Genomic DNA, 23,705 nt, shown 5'->3' with positions numbered 1-23,705 from the left:
AGTATACCATATATGTAGCTTTTTATCAAATATTTAATAATATCACAAATTTATTTTAAACGTCAACTATTTTTTCTTTAAAAATAAAGGAAAATAAAAACAGTAATATTTGTGTCGGATTACCTATAATGGGAGGTTATTTCCCCGCTTATATTCAAACTTCTACTATTATCGCAGTCCGGTCTCCCTTTGAACTATTAATCAATTTTCAATCTTGTTTGATACTCAATAATTTCAATTCTTTTTTATAGAGGTGAAATAGGTCGTAAGATCTTTTAGTTGTAGCACACCAAAAGAGTGGCAATTTAGCTACTATAGAATCACTTTAAAAATATTATTCAACAGTAATTAGGAGAATTCGTGATTATATGTTACACTTTGTACACCATTTGATTTACTAGTTTACATGTGCCCCACTCAATCTTGAGTGGGGCCTCCTTGTTTTATTAAAAGAAAAAATAAAAAAACAGACTCTATAAAGAGCCTGCTTTAGTTAGTTCCTATTATTAAGCTTTACGAACGTTAGCTGCTTGAGCTCCACGTTGGCCTTGCTCTACGTCAAAAGTAACTTCTTGACCTTCGTCTAAAGATTTGAAACCTTCGCCTTGGATTGCTGAGAAATGAACAAATACATCTTCTCCGCCTTCGCGCTCGATGAAACCGAAACCTTTTTCTGCGTTAAACCATTTTACTTTACCTTGTTCCATTTTGTTTCCTCCTGCTGTGTGCTTTGCACACAATGTGTTACTATCCTTGCACTCAGTGATCATCAAGACGAGAAGTTAATCTTAGACTATGCTTTACACCGAACAAAAATAATTCTTCTAAAGCTTAACATTTTTTATAAATATTTGCAAGAAGATATAAACTCATCCTTTTTTTCAACTTCTGAACTTTCACACCTACTTTTGGATTCTTAAGTTGTTCTTATTCTAGTATAGGACCCGATAGTTGAATAAGAAAAGCGTAATTTATCCCTTAGGAAGCCTTATTTAATAGGTTCTTCTTTACCATAATCCCTTTCACCAGTACCCTCATTTATTGCGTAAGAAAACTCAATTCCATCTGATGTTCTTCCATAATAATAAATGTAATTTGTTTCTTCGTTGAAAATGATTTCTATGCTTGCTACTTTAAGTCCCTTCATAACTTCTTCTTTAACATATTTAGGTGCAGAGTATTCTTCAGGCGTAAATCCTTTATTGTTTAAATAATCTACAACTTCATTTTTAAAATCTTCTACTTTTTTATATTCTGAATACCAAAAAAATCCGATAAATAAAAATAAAAAAACAAAAATAATCGAAATATATTTTTTCATATGACACCTCTTTAGTTAAATTTTTCCAAATTAGATTGCCAAAAATAAATGCAAAGGAAGTAAATTTTAACGAACAGCTCAACAATTGTTCCTCTTGAAGTAACCTGCCCCGCATACTCAATAAGGAAACAGACTTTAATCCTCAAGTGAAGAGAAGAAGCCTACACTTGTATCCAAAACCTTTTTATTATATTCCCATTCTCTTCAATAAAGTCCCTATCTGATATTCCGCCATTATTTAAAATTGTTTTTGCTGAACCTATATTGCTACTGTCACAAACAATAAGAACCTTTTTTATTCCTAATTCTACTGCTTTTTCTAATGCTAAAGACAAAAGTTGTGTAGCAAATCCTTTTCGTCTTTCAGAAGGTCGAATGCCGTAGCCGATATGTCCACCGCTATTAAATAAAGTATCTGTTAATCGGTGGCGGATATTAACAACCCCAATTACTCTTTGATTATCATCTAGTAACCAAAACGTGGAGTCAGGCACCCAATTTACGGGCAAATTTTCTCCTTTCTCTGAATCAAGCAAGGATTGAACCATTCCATTGAAATCCGATGGATCCTTACTAATAACCCACGGTATCATATCCTCCCCACTTTCTTTCCACTCTTGATAAAAGGATAGATATTCAGATTTTAATTCAATTGTTGGTTTTGTTAAATAAACGACTGATTGCATTTGACTCACCTTCTCATATTTTTATTTAATTCATTCAATATGGATAAAAATCCTTTCCCTCTTCAACTTTAACTCCCCGGTAGCTTAATAACGTATTCAACAAAAAGGACGTTAATCCTCTACTGGATCAACGCCGTTAGTTAAGTTGCTTCAGGTTAATTGTTCATTTCACTCAGGATATTTAACAAGCCATTGTCGTTCATATATTGAAACTTCGTGATTTTTTCTTCTTCTTTTGTTTTTGTAGAAAAGGAGACATCACCTTCTACATTCGCTATTTTTTCTTCACCGCCATTTTTCCGATAACCGACCTTTGCGATGAAGGTATAACGATATGGAATTTTCTCGTTTTGCTCAATCGTGACCTCCTTAAGGCTTAACTTATAACCAGCGTTGGAAGCAAAAGTATGGTATTGAGTACCACCATATGCATTGATAAAGGTAGAGAGCCCATTCTCTGTAAAGTAAGGTCCGTATACCTCCGTTAAATATTTATCTAACTCTTGGTTCTCTTCTTTGTTATTCACAATAGTCCTATATTTAGGATTCCATAATAGGTCCATAAGCTCTTCATTTGGACCATTAAGTTCTAACTCAAGAATCTTTTGTATGGCGGTGATATTTGAACCCGTATCAGGTTTCGGATGTGCCTGATTCAATTTAGTTGTGTCTGTAACCATCGACAATATAAACACTGCTGCAACACTTATAAAGATGGCCACTAAAAAACTCGTTCTTAAAGTAGTAAACCGATTCTTCTTTTCGTCTGATCTATCCAAGGCTGACAATTCTTTCACTATTTTATCCTCTAAGGAAACTGTAAACCGAGGTTCATTCCCAACGAAGTTATCAAATCTCTTTTTAAGATTGTTCATTTAAGATAACCTCCCATTCTGTTCCATCCAAATTATTCTTAAGAATAGATTTTGCTCTTGATAAACGGGTTTTCACCGTATTCTCGGAACAGTTGAGTATTTTACTAATTTCAATAATTGTAAATTCCTGATAATAATAAAGCAGAATAACATCTCTGTATTTTATCGACATTTTTAATACTTCCTGAATCAGCAAATCATTCTTATTCTTATCGATTATTATTTGTTCAGGTGAATTCTTCTTAGAGCCAGAATTTCCAAATAGCTGATTAGAGTAAAGGTGAATTTTATTTTTCCAGCTGCGTAAATAATCATGGCATTTGTTTACTGTAATCTTAGCCAGGTAAGTCCTTATAGAGGATCTATTTTCAAACTGGTGTGATTTAAGAAAATATGTTACAAATACCTCCTGTACGATATCCTCCGCAGCAGACCAATCTTTCACATAAAAGAAAGCTAAGCGGATTAAATATTCTCCATTATCCTTCATTACATTTCTGAACTGGATGGAATCTATCTCTTCATTCATAGCTGCAACAATTCCCCCTTCCCAAAACTCCCCTTATTGACGCAACCATGTTAAAAAAGGTTTCAAAAATTTAAAAATAACCAAAAAATAAGCTGTCCCAAAAGGTCGATGAAATCAATGACCTGTCGGGGCAGACTTTTTGTTTTTGCATTTTCCTATAAAATTTCCACTATATTTTCTTTCAAAAGGTATTTTCCTTCCTATTTATTTTAACTTCACAGTACTTATGTCTTGTAAATCCTTTTTCTCGACGAATCTCACTCTGCTGGCCCTAGTTCCGTCTAGTAAATCCTTTTTCTCGACGAATCTTAATCTGCCGGACCTAGTTCCGTCTAGTAAATGCATTTCTCGACGAATCTCACTCCGCAGGCCCTAGTTCCGTCTAGTAAATTCTTTTTCTCGACGAAGCACACTCCGCAGGTCCTAGTTCCGTCTAGTAAATCCTTTTTCTCGACGAATCTCACTCTGCCGGCCTTAGTTCCGTCTAGTAAATGCCTTTTTCTCGACGGAGCACACTCTGTCAGACCTAGTTACGTCTAGTAAATCTCCTTCTAAACACTTCTCACAACTACTAGATAAACGAGGAAGCTTGCCAAGGACGAAAACTGGCTAGGCTCCGAGTTGGACTGGCCCCATGCCGCCATAAAGTACGCGAGACTCCTCGTGACAGGCAAAATGGGCCTGTCTCTGCGATGATGATTCTCAGGAGCTTCCCTTTGTGTTGCGGAAACCATAGAGCCAAAAAGAGGGTGTCCCAAGCAAACTTTTGGGACACCCTCAAATATTTTTTCCCTCCAAAACGGAGAGGCATGAAGCTGATGTATTCCGAACAGTCCCTAGTTTGCTTCGGCTAAAGAGAGGTGCTCCTCTTTGCTGTGCGCTACCATTTCAATGAAGTGTCTCATAATTCGAGTGTCTTCTGTTAGTTCCGGGTGGAAAGAGCAGCCGAGGAATTGGCCGTCTTGAGCCAGGACGATCCGGTCTTCGTGTTTGCCGAGAACTCTAACATTTTCCCCAACGGACACGATGTGCGGTGCCCGGATAAAAACCGCTGGGATCTCTTCACCTACGCCCGGAACCGATAGTCCGACTTCGAAACTATCTACTTGCCGTCCAAATGAATTCCGTTCAACCACTACATCCATTAACCCTAGGTGCTGGGTATCATAGCCAACGATTTCTTTTGCCAATAAAATCAGGCCCGCGCATGTTCCGAACATCGGAACTCCGTTGGCAGCCAAATTACGTATTGGCTCCAGCAGCTCGTAGCGGTCAAGCAGTTTCCGCATTGTCGTACTTTCTCCGCCCGGCAGTACGAGACCATCAAGTTCACTCAGATCCGCAACTGATTTGACAGGAACTGCCTCGCAGCCAAGCTCTTCAATTTGCCTGATGTGCTCTCTGACTGCACCTTGTAATGCAAGAACTCCAATTTTCAGCATATTACCAGCCACGTTCCTGCATCCGTTCGGTTGCATGTAGTGTTGAAATGTCGATGCCTTTCATCGGTGTTCCCAGCTCTTTTGAAATTTCGGCAATCAGTTTGTAGTCTTGATAGTGAGTTGTTGCTTCAACGATTGCGCGGGCAAATTTTTCAGGATTGTCAGATTTGAAAATTCCTGAACCGACAAATACACCGTCTGCTCCGAGTTCCATCATTAGAGCTGCATCAGCAGGTGTCGCCACTCCACCGGCAGCGAAGTTTACAACTGGCAGGCGACCGAGTTTCTTGATTTCCAAGAGCAACTCGAATGGCGCTCCAAGGTTTTTCGCTTCTGTCATCAGTTCATCCTCGTTCATGCCGACAACGCGTCGTACTTGCGCATTCACCTTTCGGATGTGGCGAACGGCTTCAACGATATTTCCTGTTCCTGGCTCACCTTTTGTCCGAAGCATTGACGCCCCTTCACCAATCCGGCGTGCTGCTTCCCCTAAATCGCGGCATCCACAAACGAACGGCACAGTGTAATTGCTTTTTAAAAGATGAAATTCTTCATCGGCAGGTGTTAATACTTCACTTTCGTCTATATAATCGACACCCATTGCTTCTAATACACGCGCCTCTACAATATGGCCAATACGCGCTTTTGCCATTACCGGAATAGAAACAGCGTTCAGCACTTCCTCGACGATGCGCGGATCCGCCATCCGGGCTACTCCGCCATTTTTGCGAATATCTGACGGCACTGCCTCGAGGGCCATAACTGCAACTGCCCCTGCAGCTTCAGCGATTTTTGCCTGCTCTGCATTGATGACGTCCATGATGACGCCGCCTTTTTGCATTTCGGCCATACCACGTTTTACTCGTTCGGTTCCAACCTCTTTCATGAAAAAAACCTCCAATAAGTTAATAATTTTCAGTATAATAGAAATTGACCATATAAAAAGGCTCAGTTTTTTAAAAAACGATAAGGTCAGGGTTGGAGGTTTGCAAATGGATATGCTTATGTTTAAATTGGATAAAAGTACAGAAAAGCCCTTATATGACCAGCTTTATTCAGGGATTAAGAACGCGATTATCCATAAGCAAATCGGAGTCGGAACGAAATTGCCATCAAAAAGAAAGCTGGCTGACTTTCTGAATATCAGCCAAACGACAATTGAAATCGCCTATGCCCAGCTTCTTGCGGAAGGCTTTATTGCCTCAAAACCGCGTGTTGGTTTTTTTGTCGAAGAGATTGATGAATTACCTTATGTTCAAAAAGAAATACTTGAGCTGCCTGAAGCTAGGAACGTGAAAAGATCATTTGAATTCGACTTCCATCCAGGAAAAATAGATGGGGACTCCTTCCCTTTCTCACTTTGGCGGAAATATGCGAAGGATTTATTTGATACGGGTTCAAAGGAGTTTTTACAAATCGGGGAACCTCAAGGGGAATACGCCTTGCGAGCTGAAATTGCAAACTACCTTTATCAATCAAGGGGGATTGTCTGCAGACCGGAACAAATAGTGATTGGTTCGGGGACGGAGCATTTGCTGCCGATGATTTTACGATTGCTGGAGAATGATTCGAAATTCGCCCTTGAAAATCCGGGATATTCAGCAATTCCGAGAATACACTTGCAGGAAACAGCTATACCGGTTCCGGTAGATGAAGATGGTTTAGTAATCGATGAACTTGAAAAAACAAACGCCAATGTTGTTTACATTACACCTTCACACCAATTTCCTACCGGTGCCGTTCTATCGGCAACAAGAAGAACCCAGCTTTTGAAGTGGGCCGCGAAAGATGAAAATCGCTATATCATTGAGGACGATTACGATAGCGAGTTCCGTTATACAGGTAAGCCGATTCCTGCATTGCATGGCTTGGACCAGAATAACAAAGTCATTTATATAAGCACGTTTACCAAATCACTGATGCCTTCCTTGCGGGTAGCTTATTTGGTATTGCCTCCAAGATTACTTAGGAAATATAAAGAAACATTCAGTTATTACTCGGCAACCGTCCCCCGATTCGATCAACATATTTTAGCCAGCTTTATGAGGGATGGACATTTTTCAAAACACTTAAACCGGATGCGGAAAATTTACAGCAAAAAGCATGATAAAATCACTCAGATTTTTGCGGCAGATTACCCTGACGTCCGGATTACAGGCGACCAGGCCGGTATGCACATTCTGATATCTGTCCCTCTAAGAAAAGGCGAAGATGAGTTAAAACAGATGGCAGCCGAAAATAACATTGCCATTTATCCAATAAGTGATTACCTTTTAGGGCCAATCGATTATGAGGATCCAACCTTCTTGTTAGGCTTTGGGGGTATTCCTCTGGAGGGAATCGAAAAAGGCATCCACCAATTGATGGCGTGCTGGGGGGTAAAAAAGGTTGAATCTCGTTTACCTTAAAAACACAGTAAGGCCCGGTCATCTTAATCTGACCGGGCCATTTTTATGTTATTGAATGGTCTCTATCTGCCAAGTATTTTTACGTCCTCAATTGGCCAGAAGACGATGTTGGTTTCACCGATGACTTTGTCCATGGAAATTGGGCCAATGTGACGGCTGTCCATGCTTTTGCGGCGGTTGTCTCCCATGACAAAAATGGTGTCATTCGGAACGGTGGCGGTGAAATTGTTTGTGAGTGGGCCTGTATCGCCATATGAATCCAGTTCTTTTTTGTATTCAGCCAAATAGTGTTCCTTGTACTGTTTGCCGTTAATGAAGAGTTTATCGTTTTTATATTCAATCTTGTCACCAGGCAGGCCGATGACGCGTTTGATGTAGTTTTCTGTTTCGTTTGCGTGGAAGACGACGATGTCAAAGCGTTCGAGGTCGCCGACTTTTGTAACCATCATTCGTTCGTTATTATGCAAGGTCGGCATCATGGACGCCCCTTCTACAATGACAGGTGTGAACAGGAATGTCCTCACCACAATTACGATTATGAGTGCAATCACAATTGATTTGAACCAATCCCAGACTTCTTTTTTACTCGCCATTCGATTCACCCTTTCAGCGTGGCTGTCCTTAGGATTATTTTACCACACTTGGCAGCGATGATGTATAGCAAGGCAGCTTGGCAAATTAGGGACAGTTCTTGTACCGGAAGACTAAGAACTATCTCCAGTTTGCCGCACTTATCTTTTTGGGAGATTGAGAATGTCCCTTGTTAGCGGCTGGAGGTCCCAGCAGAGTACTTTAGCTGGTTCGTTTTGTTTTAGTTTGTAGACTTTACCGGTGGCGGTGATGATATCACCGGTTTCGTAGTTCCACTTGCGGTGGATTTTCCGGAAGTAGTGGTATGGCAGTTCGATGTTGAAGGTGCCGATTCCGTCGTCAATCTGGATAGAGACAAAATGACCTTTGTCGCTCTCTGTTTCTAGCCAGTTTTTTGAGATGACAATTGATTTGATCATGCCGGCAACGGTGACTTCCGAGCCGTGCGGGCATTCGGTGCCGAGCTGGGCACTGATTGCTGTTACTTTGCTGTGGATTAGTTGGTAAAGTTCGATGTTGGTGATATAAATGTATTTTTCTTTGATTTCGATGCGGTTGACGGTTTTGCCGAAGAATTTGTAGGTTACTTTGTGCTGAGTCAGAATGGAAAGCGGCAGTTTGTAGAGGATCGCTTCAATTGAAACGACGTCCCCTTTCCGATAGCCTTCCAGCAGGCTTCGTGAGTTGTAGTCTGTAAATTCTATTGGGTACTTACTAAATCCGTCGTCAATCATCACGATTGCCCGGGTCTTTTCATAGTAAGCGAGCTCGTCGTCAAGGAAACTGATATTATCAATTCTGCCACCGATTGTGATTTGTTTGGCGGTGTCGTCATAGCGCTCGATGTGTTCATGGATTGGCGGAAGAATTTGTTCCCTGCCCCTGTAAATGTCGAGATAGCTCCGATAAAGTGAGAATTCATGGGTGAAAGGCTTGATATTCCGGCAGATTAATTTAATCTTATGACCGGTTTCCTCTATTAAAATTCCTTCTGCGAGGATAAGGGTTCCCCTTTTATATGGCGTGTCGTTTTTGGCGAAATTCTTGGTTGCGGCTTCTAGGAGGAGTGAGCCGTGGTAGTTGCTGATTGAAAGAGTCTTGATGCCGGGTTCGGTTTCCTGAATATAGTCGATGATGCCGCCGACGCGGACCAGTTTGCCAAGATATTCTTTTTTGCTGATTTTATTGAAGTCTTCATCAAAAAAAGACAGGTAATGGAAGTCAGCCCATTCATCTATTAATTTGGTCATATTGGAATAGTTATACAAACCGTTTATCCTCCTTTTTTTATACATATATGTATTGGCGGACTTGTTCATACTCCCATTTATACCCGGATGTTGTGGATTTTAGTTCTATTTTTCTAAAAAAATGCAGGGGATTAGGGATAAACAATAGATTTGTTGTACTATTTTGCCTTCTTTACCACGGAAAAACGAATCCTTCCTAAGGGGAATCGTCCCTTATTGCTATGAAAATAATGGCTGTTTCTTTTTCAGGTAATGCGGGAATTGAGAGGTAAGAGAATGTAGAGGATGTGTGCCTAATATGAATTCGCCTTCGAAAGCGCTGGCAATGGATAAAATGGAAGAAGTGAAGCCATGGGTGCGCCGTTTTGGCCGCTTTGGTTATATTGCAAAAGGTATCGTGTATGTATTGATTGGGGTGCTCGCCGCTTTGGCTGCTTTTGGGCCCAAAGGTGACATTACCGGAACATCTGGTGTTCTCCGGTCAATCGCCGAAAAACCGTTTGGCGAGGTTGCTTTATGGTTAATTGGAATTGGCTTGGTCGGGTATATCTTATGGGAACTTATTAGAGCGATAAAGGATCCTGAATATGATGGGACCGATGCGAAGGGCCTTGTTAAAAGAACCGGCTACTTTATCAGCGCGATAATTTATGCGAACGTGGCCTATGCCGCTTTCAAATTGGCCAGCCACACTGGTGGTGCGGGCGGCAATTCAGAAAAAACTATTTCCGCCAAGTTGATGGAGCAGCCTTTCGGCGTATGGCTGGTCGGATTGGTAGGCGTTATTATCATTGGATATGGTGTTCATGAACTGTATAGCGGTGTGAAAGAAAAATTCATGTCCAGATTCAAAACGTATGAAATGAATGCAGAGGAGCGGAAAATCGCCCGGCTGTCAGGTAAAATCGGGCTGAGTGCGCGGGGGATTGTTTTAAGCATGGTAGGATATTTCTTCATTCGGACGGCGTACACCCATAACCCCAACGAATCCAAAGGCCTGGAAGGAGCTTTAACTGAATTGGCAGCACAGCCATTCGGGCGCTTTCTGCTGGCGATTGTTGCTGTTGGACTAGTATTGTATGGAGTCTACCAAATTATTCGAGGACGCTACCAGCATATGAATTTTGGGAAATAGGTTAGGATTGCAGCTGCCACGATTAGAGTTTCGTGGCAGCTTTTTGAGTGAATTAGAGCAACGACAATATGCCCAACTTTGGGCGTAGATATGATGCGGAAGTTCGGCCGGGCGTCGACCAGTTTTCCCACAAAAAAGATTTCTGAAAATTAAGTAAACATTTGTAACATTATTTCCTTGGAAATTGTCGAAACAAATAGTTATGGTTGCGTCCTTTTTCGCTTTATCCTCTTCCCTCTTAGCTGATGACCAGCAGCATTGCCTGGTTGTTTTCGGCGGCTGTTTTGTAGTAGTTGACGAGGAAATCGTAGTTTTCGATTAGGAATTCCTTGTCGTCGGCGCTCCAGCGTTTACCCATTGGGTAAATATTGTTTTCGTTGAGTGTCTGGATATCGTAGCGTTCGGCGAGTTGGCTTGCGGGAATTTGTTTCAGTTCACTGTATAGTTGAGCTACTTCGTTTGGTTCGAAATAACGTGCTGGCCCATTGCCTGAGAAATCGTCGCCGATTTCGGTTCCGCCCAGGATGGCTTTGCCGATGTTGTCTGGGACTTGGTCTTTCGGTGTGTCACCGGTGAGCAGGAAATAGATGCCGTGCCACGATGTGTCGATGTCGAGTTCTAGTTCCTGGATATCGTCGGAGTTGTCGAAGATGTCATAGATGTCGTCCGGATTGGCTTTGATTTCATTGAGAAGTTCTGGCTGGATTCTGTAAAAGCTTGCGATCATGCTCAATGGGATTATCTCCTTTTCGTATGTGTTGGCTTTGAGCCTATCAGGTATGTACATCCAAACCCTGTGACTGCGATGATTGCAATCAGTGCAATGTACGGGATTTGCGGAAATAGCGTTACGGTGGTGACGGCAACTGCGGCCACGATGGCGACTACCAGAAAGGAATAGAAAAGCCCCTTCCAGGCTGGTTTTTCGTCTATGTAGGCCGACAGGTAGGCTATGAAAAACAGGATAACAAGATAGGCTATGTCTGTCCAATTGTACTTGTCTGGAAGGACGAGTATAACGAGAAACAGGAAAATCATAATCGATTTGCTATTTTCCTTCAGTTTAGTTTTCAAGTTGCTAGGTTGGGCTTTTTCTTTAGTTTGCCCAACATTTTGTTCCTCTTTCATCTGCTTCCTCCCTGCTAGCTCTTTAGTTGGGTGTGTTATTTATTCTCGGTTTGAGGGCGGATTTCCTTCTTTGAGAGGTTTCTACGGGTTTGTTCCAATAATTTCCATTCAACATTGGCAATCAGGGGGATTGTTTTAATGTGTTTCGGGAAAATAATTGAAAATGTTGTCAGGAGGGATAACGATCGACTTCAATAAACTGGAAAAGCTGGGCGATGAGCTGCGCGAGGCCGGGCACAAAAGGCGGCAGCTGGTCGAGCAGATTTATGATGAGGTAAAGCAAGGTGATCCACAGGCTTCTCAGGAGCTGTACCAGGAGTTAAAGGATGTGTCCAATCAGGCGATTGACATTATCGAGCGGCAGAAGGAAATTGTTGATAATGAGTTGGGTAAAATTTAGCGGGTTCGAGCATGCTACTGTGTTTTTAGTTTTGGCTCCGTTTAAAGTTTACTGTTGATATTTAGGGTAAGAAAACCGAAATTCCCAATTTTATAGGAGTTTCGGTTTTTTTATTAGCTTATTCTACTAACGTATAAGTACAACAGTTCACAATCTTTCTTATTGAAAACATTCAGGAGACAAATAAAAGAAAATCAGACACTACATTTTTTTAGTGTCTGATTTTTAGTAAGTACATTTCCTTCAACAACCAATTATCCTTATTTTCTTAAGGATTTTAATACACCACACCTCTTAACTACGGCTTTTACATATGACTCGTATATAACTAGCTTTTATGAAGGAGGTAAAACTCTTCGCTTATTATTGAATACATTTTTAAATCTTGATGTTTTCCTTTGACGTACAGCCTCTTCCTAATTACACCTTCAAAGGACATCTTTGCCTTTTCCATTACGCGTGCAGAACCGATATTTTCTAAGTAGCATCTTGCTTGAATACGAACCAAGTTCATATTGTTAAAGCCATACTTTATTACTTCAGTTGCTGCTTCTGTGGCGATTCCCCTTCCCCAATAATCCTGAGATAGAGCATATCCGATTTCAGCAACTTTATGTTGTGTATCCCATGTGACAAATTCAATCGTACCAATTAATTTTCTGTTTTCTTTATATTCAATTCCCCAATGAACCAATTCCTTATTTTCCCATTGATTTATTATCCTTTCAATAGTCTCCTTTGTTTCCGCTAAAGAATTGTGAGCGTTCCAAGAAGAGTACTTTGGCACTTCCTCATTAGAACAGTATGAATACATATCTTCTACATCATCTAAAGTTATCTTTCTAAGTTTAAGTCTTTCGGTTTCTAAGTTCGGAAAATCGCTAAATAGCTTATCAATCACCAAAAAAGCCACCCTCCTTAATGGGAACTATCATCAGATATTGAAAATGGTTTGTACAGTATTTCTCTTCAGGAGGTACTAATTCCTTCTTCCACTAAACTGCCCGTAGTATCCTTCTTAGTATCTCTCAATAAAATATGGTACGGCTCCTCCGTTAATTCATAACAAAAAAATCCCCAGTTAAGTTTTACTAACTAGGAATTTTATAGAACCTATACTTTAGATTTTTTTTTATCTAGAGCATTTATTCATATTATTAGATACCTGTTATAATTAAAACCTGCACCCAGCAAACAATGCTGTTTTTTAAAAAAATACCTACTCTATACTTTTTTTCTTGAATAAAATAAAGGAATACACAATAGGAGACAGAAGAATTACTAAGATAATTAGAAAACTGATATCAACAAATCTAGCGGGCAGGAAGATTGAAAGTATCAAAAGTAACCCGCCAATAATAAATGTCTTTCCTCCGAAACGATGTGTCTGTTTCCAGTTATTTTCATCATTAAGTGTCCATGGTGTTTTTATACCGACAAAATAATTCGGCTTCATTTGGGGCATATAATTTCCAATGACTATGAAGGTAATGCCTACTAAGATTGGCATGACTATGCTCACATTTACTTTATAATCAAGACCGGCTAATAGCATTAATATATTAATTACAAAAAACAACAGTAATGTTGAGAGATTTATGATGGAATAACCTTTTGAGAAATATTTATAATTGCTTTTTTTCGGATCAATTCTAGGGATAAACACCAGAACTAAATAGATCAAAACCATAGTGCCAAGTGACATTAACATTGCATTAAACTTGGTAGCATATCCATCTACTTCACCACTTGAATTCCAATGTATTGGGACTTCCCCAGGAAGCTTGTTATAAAAGACAAGCCATAAAATGATGGTAGAGGCAATAATAATAATCGGTAATACACGTTTTTTCATATTCAATCCTCCCCTTTTCTCCCACTTGTTTGATCAGCAAAATGCAAAGCCCAGCTAATAATTTCCTGAAATACCGTTGTATTAAGAGAATATACTACAAATTGACCCTTTTTTTCGTCATGCACAAGGTTGGCGTGTTTTAATATTTTCAGATGCTGAGAAATGCTCGGTTTAGTCATTTTAAAATGGTCGGATATTTCCCCTGCGGTTAGGTCCTTTTGCTTTAAAAGATCCAATATCTTACGCCGGGTGGGATCTGAGAGGGCCTTAAATGTATCTTGCATAATTAACTCCCCATAATATTTAAGTATTTAACTAAATATTACATTGATTATGTGAATAAGTAAATATGATTTTAGCAATTTATATAGACACCCTATTTTTTACCTTGCTTGCATTTTTGGAGTGTTAATTTACCCTGTCCCGTTAAGGTCCGCGACAAAGATAGGATTACCGAATTTTGCACAATGACCTTCCTTCTCGGTATAATGAAATTTCTTTATTTCCAGAGGTTTTTGGACTTCTTTAAGGTTGGTCCGTTCTCAGTTTATTGGGTTGGAATGGAGTTTGTCCTGAAAAACTGAAAATCTGTCCTGTATTGTTTAGGAAATGTCCTGTATTTTTCGGGAAATGTCCTGAATATCGAAAAATGTGTCCTGAATATCGAAAAATGTGTCCTGAATATCGAAAAATCCGTCCTGAATCATTAAACAAGTTCCAGATCAAGGACCTGATGAACCGGCCAGTTTTTCCAAAAAAGAGGGTTTGAGGGGTTTATTGTTGAATTTTATAAGATGATGCCGTTTTGTGGCTGGAGTAGATGAATAAAGGGGTTATGTTGTATGCAAGGGAATTCGAAGTTTAAGGTGTTGATTGCGAATTTATTGAAGGCGCGTTTTCCATATTTGTATATTTCGACGTGGGAAGAGGAGCGGGCTTTGTCGGTGATTCGTTCGGTGGTAAGTGATGAGAGCTTGATTAAGACGACGCGGACGGTGTTTACGTGGAGTGTGACGAATGGACTGGCGGAGTATGGCAAGAAGGGCTCCGGGGATACGAAGGATCCGATTAAGGCGCTTGATTACATAGGGAAGTATGAGCATCCAGCGATTTTCATTTTAAAGGATTTTCATGTGTATTTTGGGGCGAATAATCGTCCGGCGAATACGGAGGTAATTCGGAAGATCCGGGATTTGCTGCCGTTTTTGAAGCAGAGCCCGAGTCCGAAGAATGTAATTTTTGTGAGTCCGAACCTGGTGCTGCCGAACGATTTGCAGAAGGATTTTACTATTGTTGATTTCGACCTGCCTTCTTTTTCTGAGATTAAATATGTGCTTGAGGAGATGATTTATGCGAATCAGCGTGGCGGGCGGATTACGATTGATCTTGAGGATGAGGAGAAAGAACGGCTTGCGAAGGCGGCGCTTGGGCTGACGCTGCATGAGGCAGAGAATGCGTTCGCGCGGGCGATGGTTGAAGATGGCCGGCTTGATGTGGATGATGTTGAGGTCATCATTGAGGAAAAACGACAGATTATTAAGAAGTCGGGTATCCTTGAGTTCGTGAAGAGCGATTTGCGGATTGAGGATGTCGGCGGGCTTGAGAATTTGAAGCGCTGGCTAAAGAAACGGAATAAGTCGTGGCTCGATTCTGCTCAAAAGTATGGGCTTCCTGCACCTAAAGGTGTGCTGATTACCGGTGTTCCGGGCTGTGGAAAGAGCTTGATTGCAAAATCGGTGAGCGCGATGTGGCACCTACCGCTTTTGCGTCTTGATATGGGCAAGATTTTTAGTGGCATCGTCGGTAGTTCCGAGGAAAATATGCGCAAGGCAATCCAGACGGTTGAGGCTATCTCCCCCTCTATTCTTTGGATTGATGAGATCGAGAAAGGCTTTAGCGGATTGTCTGGGAGCGGTGATTCCGGGACTTCGAGCCGAATTTTCGGGACGTTCTTAACGTGGATGCAGGAAAAAACAAAGCCGGTATTTGTTGTTGCGACGGCGAATAATATTCACTCGCTGCCGGCGGAGCTTTTGCGGAAAGGCCGGTTTGATGAGATTTTCTTTGTTGACCTGCCTACAAGGAAGGAACGGATGGATATTTTTAAGCTTCATATGGAGAAGCGATTAAAGAATCCTGAAGTTGTTGGCGATTTTGTGGTGTCGGATGATGTGATTGAGAGCCTTGCGGATATGACCGAGGGCTATGTCGGGGCTGAGATTGAACAGATTGTAATTGCTGCGCTGTTCGAGGCGTTTTCCGAGGACCGCAGTATCGCTTTTGGCGATTTTGAGAAGGCCATTTCAAATACGGTGCCGCTGTCGGTGACCCAGGCTGAGCAGATTACATCGATTCGTGAATGGGCGAATGTCCGGGCTGTGGCTGCAACTCCTAAAGAGGACCGAGCTGAGTATATTAGTGCTGCCAAGGAGCCGGTTGTCGCTCCACCACCGAAGTCAGATGATGATGTTCGCTCTGCGCGCGGCGGCCGGGCTGTGGATTTCTAAATTTGTCTTTTTAAACCTAGCCAGTTTGCGAAATGCGGGCTGGCTGTTATGATTTAATTATATACACAGTATGAGAAGATTTTTAAAAGGGGCGGTGTTGATCTTTGCCAAAACAGTTAAAGGTTCAGATTTTCAGCGATGGCCAAATTCAGGCCGAGGTCCTTGGGATAAAGGGTAAGAAATGCACGGATTATATTAAGATACTTGAGGAATTGCTTGAGGCCGAGGTGGTTGATTCCGAGTATACTTCCGAGTACTACGAGAAAGAACAGGTTGAGCTGGAAGGAACTGAATGGACTGTCAACCGCCAAATCGCAAAGGAGGAACGGTAGGATGTCAGTGTCTTTGGCTTTAATTCCTCTCGCGCTTGCGTTGCGGGCTGTGATGAGCAAGGATAAACTCGATGATTGGGTCGATTCGATGCAGGTGAAGGTGGAGACGAAGTTCGAGAACGAGCTCGATTTGGTGCGGACACTTCAGCTTGCAGGCTATGATGCGGAGAAATATGGCGGCAACATCAAGACGCATATTAATGGAGAGAATTTCTTTTACTGGGAGCAGATTGACGGGAAATGGCATGCGCTCTTCAGCAAGCAGGATGATGTTGCGCTTTTGGAGCAGTTCATGGGGGATGTGGAGCTTTCTGCCGGACGCAGGCTGTTTGTTCAAGGAAGTGACGCGATTCAGGAACAGTTGCAGCAAGATTCACTGAAGGTGTTTCCAACGAATTTCCGGGATGGCGGTGTGCTCGTTCGGACATTGAAGGAATTTGGGGTGAATGCATACGAGAAAGCGGATGGCGAGATTTCCTGTGTTGTGCAGGGGACACCTTTGACGTTCCGCCAAAACGGTGATGCCCCTTTTACGGTTGAGATTAAATCGAACCCGAATATGCATGAAATGTATGCTTATCTTTCTGATATTGATGAGGAATACAAGCGCTGCCTGCAATCGGTTGTGTATGAGAAACTGAAGCAGCGTGCCGCCGAGAAGAATTTGTCGATTGAGTCGGAAGAAGTGCTTGAGGACAACTCGATTGTGATTACGCTGAATATTCAGGGGTGATGGATTGTTGCTTGCTATGAGACTAGTTTCGTCTAGTAAATCCCTTTTCTCGACGCTTCGATGCCTCACGTGACTAGTTTCGTCTAGTAAATCCTTTTTTCTCGACGCTTCGATGCCTCACGAGACTAGTTTCGTCTAGTAAATACTTTTTCTCGACGCTTCGATGCCTCACGTGACTAGTTTCGTCTAGTAAATCCTTTTTCTCGACGCTTCGATGCCTCACGTGACTAGTTTCGTCTAGTAAATCCTTTTTTCTCGACGCTGCGATGCCTCATGAGACTAGTTTCGTCTAGTAAATCCTTTTTTCTCGACGCTTCGATGACTCACGTGACTAGTTTCGTCTAGTAAATCCTTTTTTCTCGACGCTTCGCTGCCTTACGAGAGCAGTTTCGTCTAGTAAATCCTTTTTCTCGACGCTTCGATGCCTTACGAGAGCAGTTTCGTCTAGTAAATCCTTATTTAGATATTTCGTTGCTTTAAGGAACCGAGATTATCTTCTCTCCTGTTTCCGCAGCTTGAGTGCGGAAAGAATTATAGATTTATAGGGAGGAATTTGTAAGATGGGAATAGAGAATAAGAGCGCTGCCTGGAAAATTGTCCATTCCTGGTGGGTCTTGCTGACGATTACAATCATGTTCAACTGGGCCGCGTTTTTTTATGTTGGCTACCGGGTGAAGTACAAGAAATGGTCATTATACGGAATTTTATATGCTATTCCTTTTATCTTATTGTTTACATTGGGAGAAGCTTACGATACAACTGCGTGGCAATATGATGTGATCACGCTGGCGATGCTTGTCGGCTGGATATCGTCGGTGGTTCACGCCTTCAAAATACGGAAGGAATATTTGTGGCGCCTTGAAGCTATCCAGGCAAGAATGCCTGAAGAGGAAATGCGGCTGCGCGGACAGATTCAATCGGAATATGGTGTCAGGCTCAACCGGGAATCACAGGACGGCTTTAAACGTCCGGCTGTCGAGGATTCGGTTGTAAGATCAAGGACAGTTGATGGAAATGGTTCAGCTTCAGAAACGTTTACTCGTAATCTTTCAAAGGGTGATAGACAGCGGCCAGAAGAGACACGCGCTGCGGAACTTCGAGGCCGGGATTCCTCTGCATACAGACCTCGGACCGTGGAACACGTTGGTGCTGCCGAGACTTCAGCAGGTAAGGCAGCTAGTACGGACAATCCTTCTTCCCCCTATTTGGTTGACATCAATCGGGCTGATGAAAAGGAGCTTGCCCAGCTTCCTGGCATTGGGATTATTTTAGCAAAAAAAGCTGTTGCCGAGCGTTCCAAGACCGGTGGTTTTAAGTCATATGATGAATTTAGTGAACTGCTGGGGCTCAAGCCGCATATTGCTGAACGGGTGCGCCCGCTCGTAACCGTATCTAGTGTTGGGGAATTTACTCCTAATCGGGGTGGACGGATGGTTGATTTTTAATGAAGCTGCGTATACACCAATTCATTCCGTTTACCCGTGTTGAAGGACCAGGCAATCGGGCTTGCCTCCAGGTACAGGGCTGTCCGATTCACTGTCCGGGATGTGCAGTTCCGTTCACGTGGTCGACGAAGGGCGGATTTGATGTTGAGGTTGACGAGCTTTTCCAACGGATTATCGATGGTCCTGATATTGAAGGAATCACCTTTCTCGGCGGTGAGCCGTTCGAGCAGGCTGGTGCGTTGGCGGAGCTCGGCGGGATGCTGAAGGCTGAAGGGCTTTCGGTAATGACGTTTAGCGGATATGTTCTTGAGAAAATAAGGGCGGCTGACCGGGATGATTGGAATGCGCTGCTTGGGGTGACGGATTTACTGATTGATGGCCCTTTTGTGCGGGAACGACGGGATTTAAGCCGTCCCTGGGTTGGGTCAGCCAATCAGCGCTATCATTTCCTGACAGAGCGGTATGCCCATTTGAAGGATGTTTTGACGAATACTCCGAATCGGCTTGAGGTTAAAATCAAGCCGGATGGCCGGGTGTTTGCGAATGGAATGGCGACTGCTGAGGACATGGAGGCGCTATTCAAGGATTTAATTTGATGTGGAGAGGCTGTCTCCAAAGAGTCATTAATCAATGACCTCTTGGGACAGCCTTTTCTATATGTTCAGGGAATTCTTCTGCCAAGAACCGTCCTCATAACCTAAAGAAGCCTGCTTCTGCAATCTATCAACCAAGATTGCAGGAGCAGGCCGCTTTCATCCTTCAAACTATAGCATTTTTTCAATAACGGAATTGGCCGTTAGTTCCTTATTTTGTGCCGATTCTTTGAAGGTTCTTTTAAAATACTCAACATATAAAAGGTCGAGCAGGTATAACTGTGAAATTTTTGCGCTTAAGCTGCCACCTTGCAGCGGACCTTCATTGGCCCCGCAAAGCAGGGTAATATCCGCATAATTAGTCAATGGCGATTTGGCGAAACGTGTGATGGATATAATCTTTGCTCCCCGTTCTTTTACAATCTTTGCGACATCAATGGTATCCTTTGTTGAACCTGAATAAGAAATTAACACGGCTACATCCTTCGGCGTCATTAATGCGGCTGTCATTATCTGCAGATGTGTATCAAGCGAACATTCCGTTTTATTGGTTATCCGGATAAACTTATTCTTGGCTTCCATAGCCGTCATAAGTGATGCTCCGACTCCGAAAAAGTGAATTCTATCTGCCGAAACCATATAATCGATAGCTTCCGAGATATCATTCTCATTTAGCAGGTTGCGAGTCTCTGTTAAAGCACTTACGGTTGTGTTAAAAATCTTCGAAGACAAATCCGCAACTGTATCGTCCATTGTAATCTCCCCTGATAGCTGAGGAGTACTTTCGTCTTGTGATGATACGCTGTGGGCCAAGACGATCTTAAATTCCTGATATCCTTTAAGATTCATTGTTTTACAAAATCTAAAAACACTCGATTCACCTACATTGCATGCATCTGCAAGGTCAGTTATCGACATGTATAGAACGGTTCTTGTATTTTCGATGATGTAGTCCGCGACTTTTTTTTCGGTATTTGTAAAAGCATTATATCTCGAGCGGATAAGTGAAAAAATGTCTACATTTGCCATGACGCCCCCCTATTTATTCTCACTTCGCAAATGAAGCGATATTGCGCCGAGCATTCCAGCTTTATTTCCTAACGAAGCTTTAATTATTTTTACATCGGAAAAGCTTTCCATAATTAATTCTTGAACCTTAGCATTAACCTTTTCCACCAAGAATTCTTGTTCCATGACCCCGCCGCCAACAATAATCGCTGGAGGATTAAAAACATGAATCAATGATGCCATCCCAAGTGCGGCTTCCTCAACCCAATTATTAACGACGTTTTCTAGCGCAGGATTCCCTAATTTGATTTTACCAAAAATAACCTTCCCATTTGTACATTCTGGATCAATTTCACTTGCTTTTCTTACAAGGGCCGTTGTCGAGGCATAAGTTTCATAGCACCCTCTTCCGCCACAGTTACATTGATTGCCGTGGGGATGTGTTATCATATGGCCAAATTCACCGGCAACGCCCTTGGCTCCTTTGTATACCTTTGAATCCAGGATGATTGCGCCCCCTATCCCAGTTCCATATGTTAAACAGAGAAAGTCTGAAAACTCCCGGCCGGCGCCAAAGTATTTTTCCCCCAGCGCAGCTGCATTGACATCGTTTTCCACCTTAACAGGCACTTTGAATTTTCCCTCAAAAATCTCTTTTAACCTCGTTCCAGTGTAATTCGGGATATTTTCATTGGCATACATAATAGATCCTTCTTTACTGTCAACCTGCCCGGCAGTACTTATACCGATCGCATCAAAGTCAGTAAACCCTGAAATAATCTGAATCAATTTCTCTACTATATAGGGCCCGCCCTTTTTACTTTCAGTATCATACTCGTTAACTAACTCTATATTTCCTAATTCATCAGAGAGGCATGTCTTAATTGAAGTCCCCCCGATGTCGATGGCAACTATTTTCACTTTATTCACCCTCTCGCTTTTAACACGTTAGGAGCCAAAATCCCGCGAGATACTCGAGGGATTTTGGCTTGGAAAAAATTTTCTCCATTATTGAATCGCGTTGACAAACCTTTTCGTAATTTCCATTGGCCTTGTAATCGCCGTGCCAACTACGGCTGTATGAACTCCAGCTTCAAAAACAGTCTTTAATTCCTCAGGTGTCCAAATGCCTCCCTCGGCAATCACCGGGACTGGCAGCTCACTAGCCAATTTACGAAGCATCTCCGTATCAGGCAGTGTTTTTCCTTGCGTGTAGGAAGTATAGCCACTCAACGTTGACCCAACACAATCAAAGCCAAGTTCATATGCCTTCTTTCCTTCTTCAAAAGTAGAACAATCCGCCATAAAGATTTGGTCTTTATATTTTTCTTTTATAACAGGAAAAACCTCTTCGATTGTCTTGCCATCAGGCCTGATCCGATTGGTTGCGTCCAGGGCAATGATATCGACACCTTCCTGGTATAGAAGGTCAATTTCCTCGATTGTAGGGGTGATAAACACATCCGAACCATCATAGTCACGTTTAATAATCCCGATGATCGGCAAATCAACTGTTTTCTTGATTTCCCTTATATCTTCTACACTATTAGCACGAATACCCTTTGCTCCGCCAAGTTTAGCTGCATATGCCATTCTTCCCATAATAAATGGGCTGTGAAGCGGCTCCTCCGGCAGAGCTTGGCAGGAAACAATTAAATTTCCTTTAAGCTGGTCAAAAATCTTAGTCTTAATATCCATTTAAAGCAACTCCAAGTTGAATTTTATCCCTTTTCTGCACCAATTGCCAAACCTTTGGTAAAGTATTTTTGGAAGAAAAGAAAGATTACGATCATCGGTATTGCTGCAACTGTGGCCCCCGCCATCTTATAGGCAAAGTTTGGATTTAGATCCTGCATTAATGAAGCAATACCAACCATTAAGGTTTTCGATTCCGCACTCTGGCCAACGACGAGCTGCCATAGGTAATCGTTCCATACCGTTACAAAGTTCAGAATAAACAATGCACCAATACCAGGTTTTACAATCGGCATAATGATTTTGTAGAAGGTATAAAATTCACCTGCGCCATCAATCTTGGCGGCTTCCCGCAGTGAGTCCGGTATTGAATCAAAGAATCCCTTCAGCAAAAATACCCCAAAGGCTGTTGCTACGTTCGGCCAAATCATCCCCTGAAGTGAATTGACCATGCCGAAATCTTGAATAATCCTGAACAATGGGACAATCATAACTTCTTTAGGAATCATCAAGCTGGAAATAAAGATAATGTAGATGACGTTCTTCCCTTTAAACTTGAGCTTTGAAAATGCATAGGCCGCCATAGAGCTGACAATAATCACAGCGACCGTTGTCACAAGCGATACGTAAATACTATTAAATGTCCATTTCAAGGCCGGCTGGTTCTGGAACACATCTATATAGTTACTCCAAGTAAATGTTGTCGGGAACCAATCTGGCGGCATTTTAATAACATCGGCACTATTTTTAAATGAGCTGGTAACTAACCAGTAAAGAGGAAACAGATTTAGGATTGCAAAGAAAATAATAATCACGTTTGCAACGACGTCAACCGTTTCTCTTTTTCTCTTGTTGTTATTCTTCTGTTTCAACATGACTTGTCACCTCAATCCTTCTTAAACATTGCTCTTAATTGTGGAACGGATAGCACCAAAGTAATCAAGAACATAATGACGCCAACAGCAGAAGCTATTCCCAGCTGGTTGTACTTAAAGGCGTTATTATATAGGAAGTACATCAGTGTCGTTGATGCATTGTTTGGTCCTCCGCCAGTTAAGAGCTGGATGACAACGAAGATTTTTAAGACTGCAATAATATTAATGATCGTGATATAGATCGTAGTAGGTTTTACCAATGGAATCAGAATTTTAAAGATGATGGTCTTACGGCTGGCACCATCAACTTCTGCCGCTTCAAAAAGCTCCTTGGGAACCCCGATCATCGAAGCTATATATAGAATGATCGCTTGGCCAACGTTGGTTGCAAAAGTCACGAATATAATAACGGGCAAAACTGTTTTAGGATTACCCAAAAGATTTATCGATCCCATATCCATCTCTTTCATTATATAAGAGATCAATCCGTTTGCCGGATTAAGCAAAAAGCTCCAAACCATACTCATAACAACCATTGAAACCATTACTGGAATGTAATAGCTTCCTCTAATAAACGAAACATATTTTGCGTTTTTATCAAATACAGCCGCAGACACAAACAGAGCGAATCCTACTGTCAAAGCTACAATAAAAACAACGAATATGACGGTATTAATCGTCGATTGAACAAAGACAGGGTTTGCAAACAGCTTTTGATAGTTTTCAAAACCGACAAATACTTCATTTGTGTAGTTAATTTTGTATAAGCTTAAGCGAATTCCTTCAATTATTGGATAAACAAGGAATAGTAAAAACAGTATCAGCTGTGGAGAAATAAACAAGTATCCTGTCATATTCTCCTTAAAAACATGCTTGTTAAACTTCATAACGATCCTT

The 23,705-nt window shown here is 41.8% G+C and carries 27 protein-coding genes; 8 read left to right on the top strand and 19 right to left on the bottom strand.

Going from position 1 to position 23,705, the window contains the following annotated elements; genetic code table 11:
* Positions 1-506 precede the first annotated feature (506 nt).
* The 7 genes from TY16_RS04840 to pdxS all read right to left on the bottom strand — a co-directional run bounded on the left by TY16_RS04840 (position 507) and on the right by pdxS (position 5,739).
* Positions 507-707 (bottom strand): cold-shock protein, encoded by a 201-nt coding sequence (locus TY16_RS04840; protein ID WP_043930642.1) that lies wholly within the window; start codon positions 705-707, stop codon positions 507-509.
* A 281-nt stretch (positions 708-988) separates the two neighbouring features.
* Positions 989-1,321: a hypothetical protein gene (locus TY16_RS04835; protein ID WP_043930641.1), complete on the bottom strand. Its 333-nt coding sequence runs from the start codon at positions 1,319-1,321 to the stop codon at positions 989-991.
* A 161-nt stretch (positions 1,322-1,482) separates the two neighbouring features.
* On the bottom strand, positions 1,483-2,007 hold the full coding sequence (locus TY16_RS04830) for a GNAT family N-acetyltransferase (protein ID WP_043930640.1): 525 nt from the start codon (positions 2,005-2,007) through the stop codon (positions 1,483-1,485).
* Between the two features lie 155 nt (positions 2,008-2,162).
* Complete coding sequence (locus TY16_RS04825) at positions 2,163-2,882, bottom strand: hypothetical protein (protein ID WP_043930638.1); 720 nt, start codon at positions 2,880-2,882, stop codon at positions 2,163-2,165.
* On the bottom strand, positions 2,869-3,411 hold the full coding sequence (locus tag TY16_RS04820; RefSeq protein ID WP_043930636.1) for a sigma-70 family RNA polymerase sigma factor: 543 nt from the start codon (positions 3,409-3,411) through the stop codon (positions 2,869-2,871). Before TY16_RS04820 ends, TY16_RS04825 begins: the two co-directional genes overlap by 14 nt.
* A gap of 836 nt (positions 3,412-4,247) precedes the next feature.
* Positions 4,248-4,853 (bottom strand): pyridoxal 5'-phosphate synthase glutaminase subunit PdxT, encoded by a 606-nt coding sequence (gene pdxT / locus TY16_RS04815; RefSeq protein WP_043930635.1) that lies wholly within the window; start codon positions 4,851-4,853, stop codon positions 4,248-4,250.
* A gap of 1 nt (position 4,854) precedes the next feature.
* Positions 4,855-5,739 (bottom strand): pyridoxal 5'-phosphate synthase lyase subunit PdxS, encoded by an 885-nt coding sequence (gene pdxS, locus TY16_RS04810; protein ID WP_043930634.1) that lies wholly within the window; start codon positions 5,737-5,739, stop codon positions 4,855-4,857.
* A 106-nt stretch (positions 5,740-5,845) separates the two neighbouring features.
* Here pdxS and pdxR point away from each other — a divergent pair, with 106 nt between their 5' ends.
* Complete coding sequence (gene pdxR / locus TY16_RS04805) at positions 5,846-7,261, top strand: MocR-like pyridoxine biosynthesis transcription factor PdxR (RefSeq protein ID WP_197028360.1); 1,416 nt, start codon at positions 5,846-5,848, stop codon at positions 7,259-7,261.
* Between the two features lie 62 nt (positions 7,262-7,323).
* Here pdxR and lepB read toward each other — a convergent pair whose 3' ends face one another.
* Together lepB and TY16_RS04795 are read right to left on the bottom strand one after the other, a co-directional pair.
* Positions 7,324-7,854: a signal peptidase I gene (gene lepB / locus TY16_RS04800; RefSeq protein ID WP_043930633.1), complete on the bottom strand. Its 531-nt coding sequence runs from the start codon at positions 7,852-7,854 to the stop codon at positions 7,324-7,326.
* A 138-nt stretch (positions 7,855-7,992) separates the two neighbouring features.
* Complete coding sequence (locus tag TY16_RS04795) at positions 7,993-9,120, bottom strand: OB-fold nucleic acid binding domain-containing protein (protein WP_043930631.1); 1,128 nt, start codon at positions 9,118-9,120, stop codon at positions 7,993-7,995.
* Between the two features lie 280 nt (positions 9,121-9,400).
* On the opposite strand from TY16_RS04795, the gene TY16_RS04790 reads away from it, so the two are divergent.
* Positions 9,401-10,237, top strand: a complete 837-nt coding sequence (locus TY16_RS04790) for a DUF1206 domain-containing protein (protein WP_043930629.1) — start codon at positions 9,401-9,403, stop codon at positions 10,235-10,237.
* 238 nt (positions 10,238-10,475) lie between these two features.
* On the opposite strand, the gene TY16_RS04785 is transcribed toward TY16_RS04790, so the two are convergent.
* Together TY16_RS04785 and TY16_RS04780 are read right to left on the bottom strand one after the other, a co-directional pair.
* A complete protein-coding gene (locus TY16_RS04785) occupies positions 10,476-10,964 on the bottom strand; it encodes a YfbM family protein (RefSeq protein ID WP_231505680.1) in 489 nt (162 codons plus the stop codon).
* A gap of 11 nt (positions 10,965-10,975) precedes the next feature.
* Positions 10,976-11,365 carry a hypothetical protein gene (locus tag TY16_RS04780; protein ID WP_043930626.1) on the bottom strand — a complete coding sequence of 130 codons (390 nt, stop codon included), beginning with the start codon at positions 11,363-11,365 and terminating at the stop codon, positions 10,976-10,978.
* Between the two features lie 163 nt (positions 11,366-11,528).
* Between TY16_RS04780 and TY16_RS04775 the strand changes: the two genes are divergently transcribed.
* The gene (locus TY16_RS04775; RefSeq protein ID WP_231505679.1) at positions 11,529-11,765 is read left to right on the top strand and encodes a hypothetical protein; all 237 of its coding nucleotides are present in this window, start codon (positions 11,529-11,531) and stop codon (positions 11,763-11,765) included.
* 328 nt (positions 11,766-12,093) lie between these two features.
* On the opposite strand, the gene TY16_RS04770 is transcribed toward TY16_RS04775, so the two are convergent.
* The 3 genes from TY16_RS04770 to TY16_RS04760 form a co-directional block, all read right to left on the bottom strand.
* Positions 12,094-12,669 (bottom strand): GNAT family N-acetyltransferase, encoded by a 576-nt coding sequence (locus TY16_RS04770; RefSeq protein ID WP_043930625.1) that lies wholly within the window; start codon positions 12,667-12,669, stop codon positions 12,094-12,096.
* A 315-nt stretch (positions 12,670-12,984) separates the two neighbouring features.
* On the bottom strand, positions 12,985-13,620 hold the full coding sequence (locus TY16_RS04765; RefSeq protein ID WP_043930624.1) for an SdpI family protein: 636 nt from the start codon (positions 13,618-13,620) through the stop codon (positions 12,985-12,987).
* A gap of 2 nt (positions 13,621-13,622) precedes the next feature.
* Positions 13,623-13,904, bottom strand: a complete 282-nt coding sequence (locus TY16_RS04760) for an autorepressor SdpR family transcription factor (protein WP_043930623.1) — start codon at positions 13,902-13,904, stop codon at positions 13,623-13,625.
* Between the two features lie 558 nt (positions 13,905-14,462).
* On the opposite strand from TY16_RS04760, the gene TY16_RS04755 reads away from it, so the two are divergent.
* From TY16_RS04755 to TY16_RS04735, 5 genes are all read left to right on the top strand, one after another.
* Positions 14,463-16,127 carry an AAA family ATPase gene (locus TY16_RS04755; RefSeq protein WP_043930622.1) on the top strand — a complete coding sequence of 555 codons (1,665 nt, stop codon included), beginning with the start codon at positions 14,463-14,465 and terminating at the stop codon, positions 16,125-16,127.
* A gap of 104 nt (positions 16,128-16,231) precedes the next feature.
* Positions 16,232-16,459, top strand: coding sequence for a DUF2997 domain-containing protein (locus TY16_RS04750; RefSeq protein ID WP_043930621.1), 228 nt, complete (start codon positions 16,232-16,234; stop codon positions 16,457-16,459).
* Between the two features lies 1 nt (position 16,460).
* Positions 16,461-17,192: a hypothetical protein gene (locus TY16_RS04745; RefSeq protein WP_043930620.1), complete on the top strand. Its 732-nt coding sequence runs from the start codon at positions 16,461-16,463 to the stop codon at positions 17,190-17,192.
* A 560-nt stretch (positions 17,193-17,752) separates the two neighbouring features.
* Complete coding sequence (locus TY16_RS25080) at positions 17,753-18,637, top strand: ComEA family DNA-binding protein (protein WP_052342598.1); 885 nt, start codon at positions 17,753-17,755, stop codon at positions 18,635-18,637.
* On the top strand, positions 18,637-19,233 hold the full coding sequence (locus tag TY16_RS04735) for a 4Fe-4S single cluster domain-containing protein (protein ID WP_043930619.1): 597 nt from the start codon (positions 18,637-18,639) through the stop codon (positions 19,231-19,233). The genes TY16_RS25080 and TY16_RS04735 overlap by 1 nt, the downstream gene beginning before the upstream one ends.
* 168 nt (positions 19,234-19,401) lie before the next feature.
* Here the strand turns inward: TY16_RS04735 and TY16_RS04730 are convergent, their stop codons facing one another.
* The 5 genes from TY16_RS04730 to TY16_RS04710 form a co-directional block, all read right to left on the bottom strand.
* A complete protein-coding gene (locus TY16_RS04730; RefSeq protein ID WP_043930618.1) occupies positions 19,402-20,259 on the bottom strand; it encodes a MurR/RpiR family transcriptional regulator in 858 nt (285 codons plus the stop codon).
* A 9-nt stretch (positions 20,260-20,268) separates the two neighbouring features.
* On the bottom strand, positions 20,269-21,159 hold the full coding sequence (locus tag TY16_RS04725; RefSeq protein ID WP_043930616.1) for an ROK family protein: 891 nt from the start codon (positions 21,157-21,159) through the stop codon (positions 20,269-20,271).
* 87 nt (positions 21,160-21,246) lie between these two features.
* On the bottom strand, positions 21,247-21,936 hold the full coding sequence (locus tag TY16_RS04720) for an N-acetylmannosamine-6-phosphate 2-epimerase (protein WP_197028359.1): 690 nt from the start codon (positions 21,934-21,936) through the stop codon (positions 21,247-21,249).
* A 23-nt stretch (positions 21,937-21,959) separates the two neighbouring features.
* Positions 21,960-22,808 carry a carbohydrate ABC transporter permease gene (locus tag TY16_RS04715; protein ID WP_043930615.1) on the bottom strand — a complete coding sequence of 283 codons (849 nt, stop codon included), beginning with the start codon at positions 22,806-22,808 and terminating at the stop codon, positions 21,960-21,962.
* A gap of 11 nt (positions 22,809-22,819) precedes the next feature.
* On the bottom strand, positions 22,820-23,695 hold the full coding sequence (locus tag TY16_RS04710) for a carbohydrate ABC transporter permease (RefSeq protein WP_043934509.1): 876 nt from the start codon (positions 23,693-23,695) through the stop codon (positions 22,820-22,822).
* Positions 23,696-23,705 lie beyond the last annotated feature (10 nt).

Source organism: Bacillus sp. EB01, from assembly GCF_000613125.1.
In the GTDB taxonomy this organism is placed as follows: Bacteria; Bacillota; Bacilli; order Bacillales; family Cytobacillaceae; genus Bacillus_D.
This window is presented reverse-complemented; position numbering and strand designations above follow the sequence as displayed.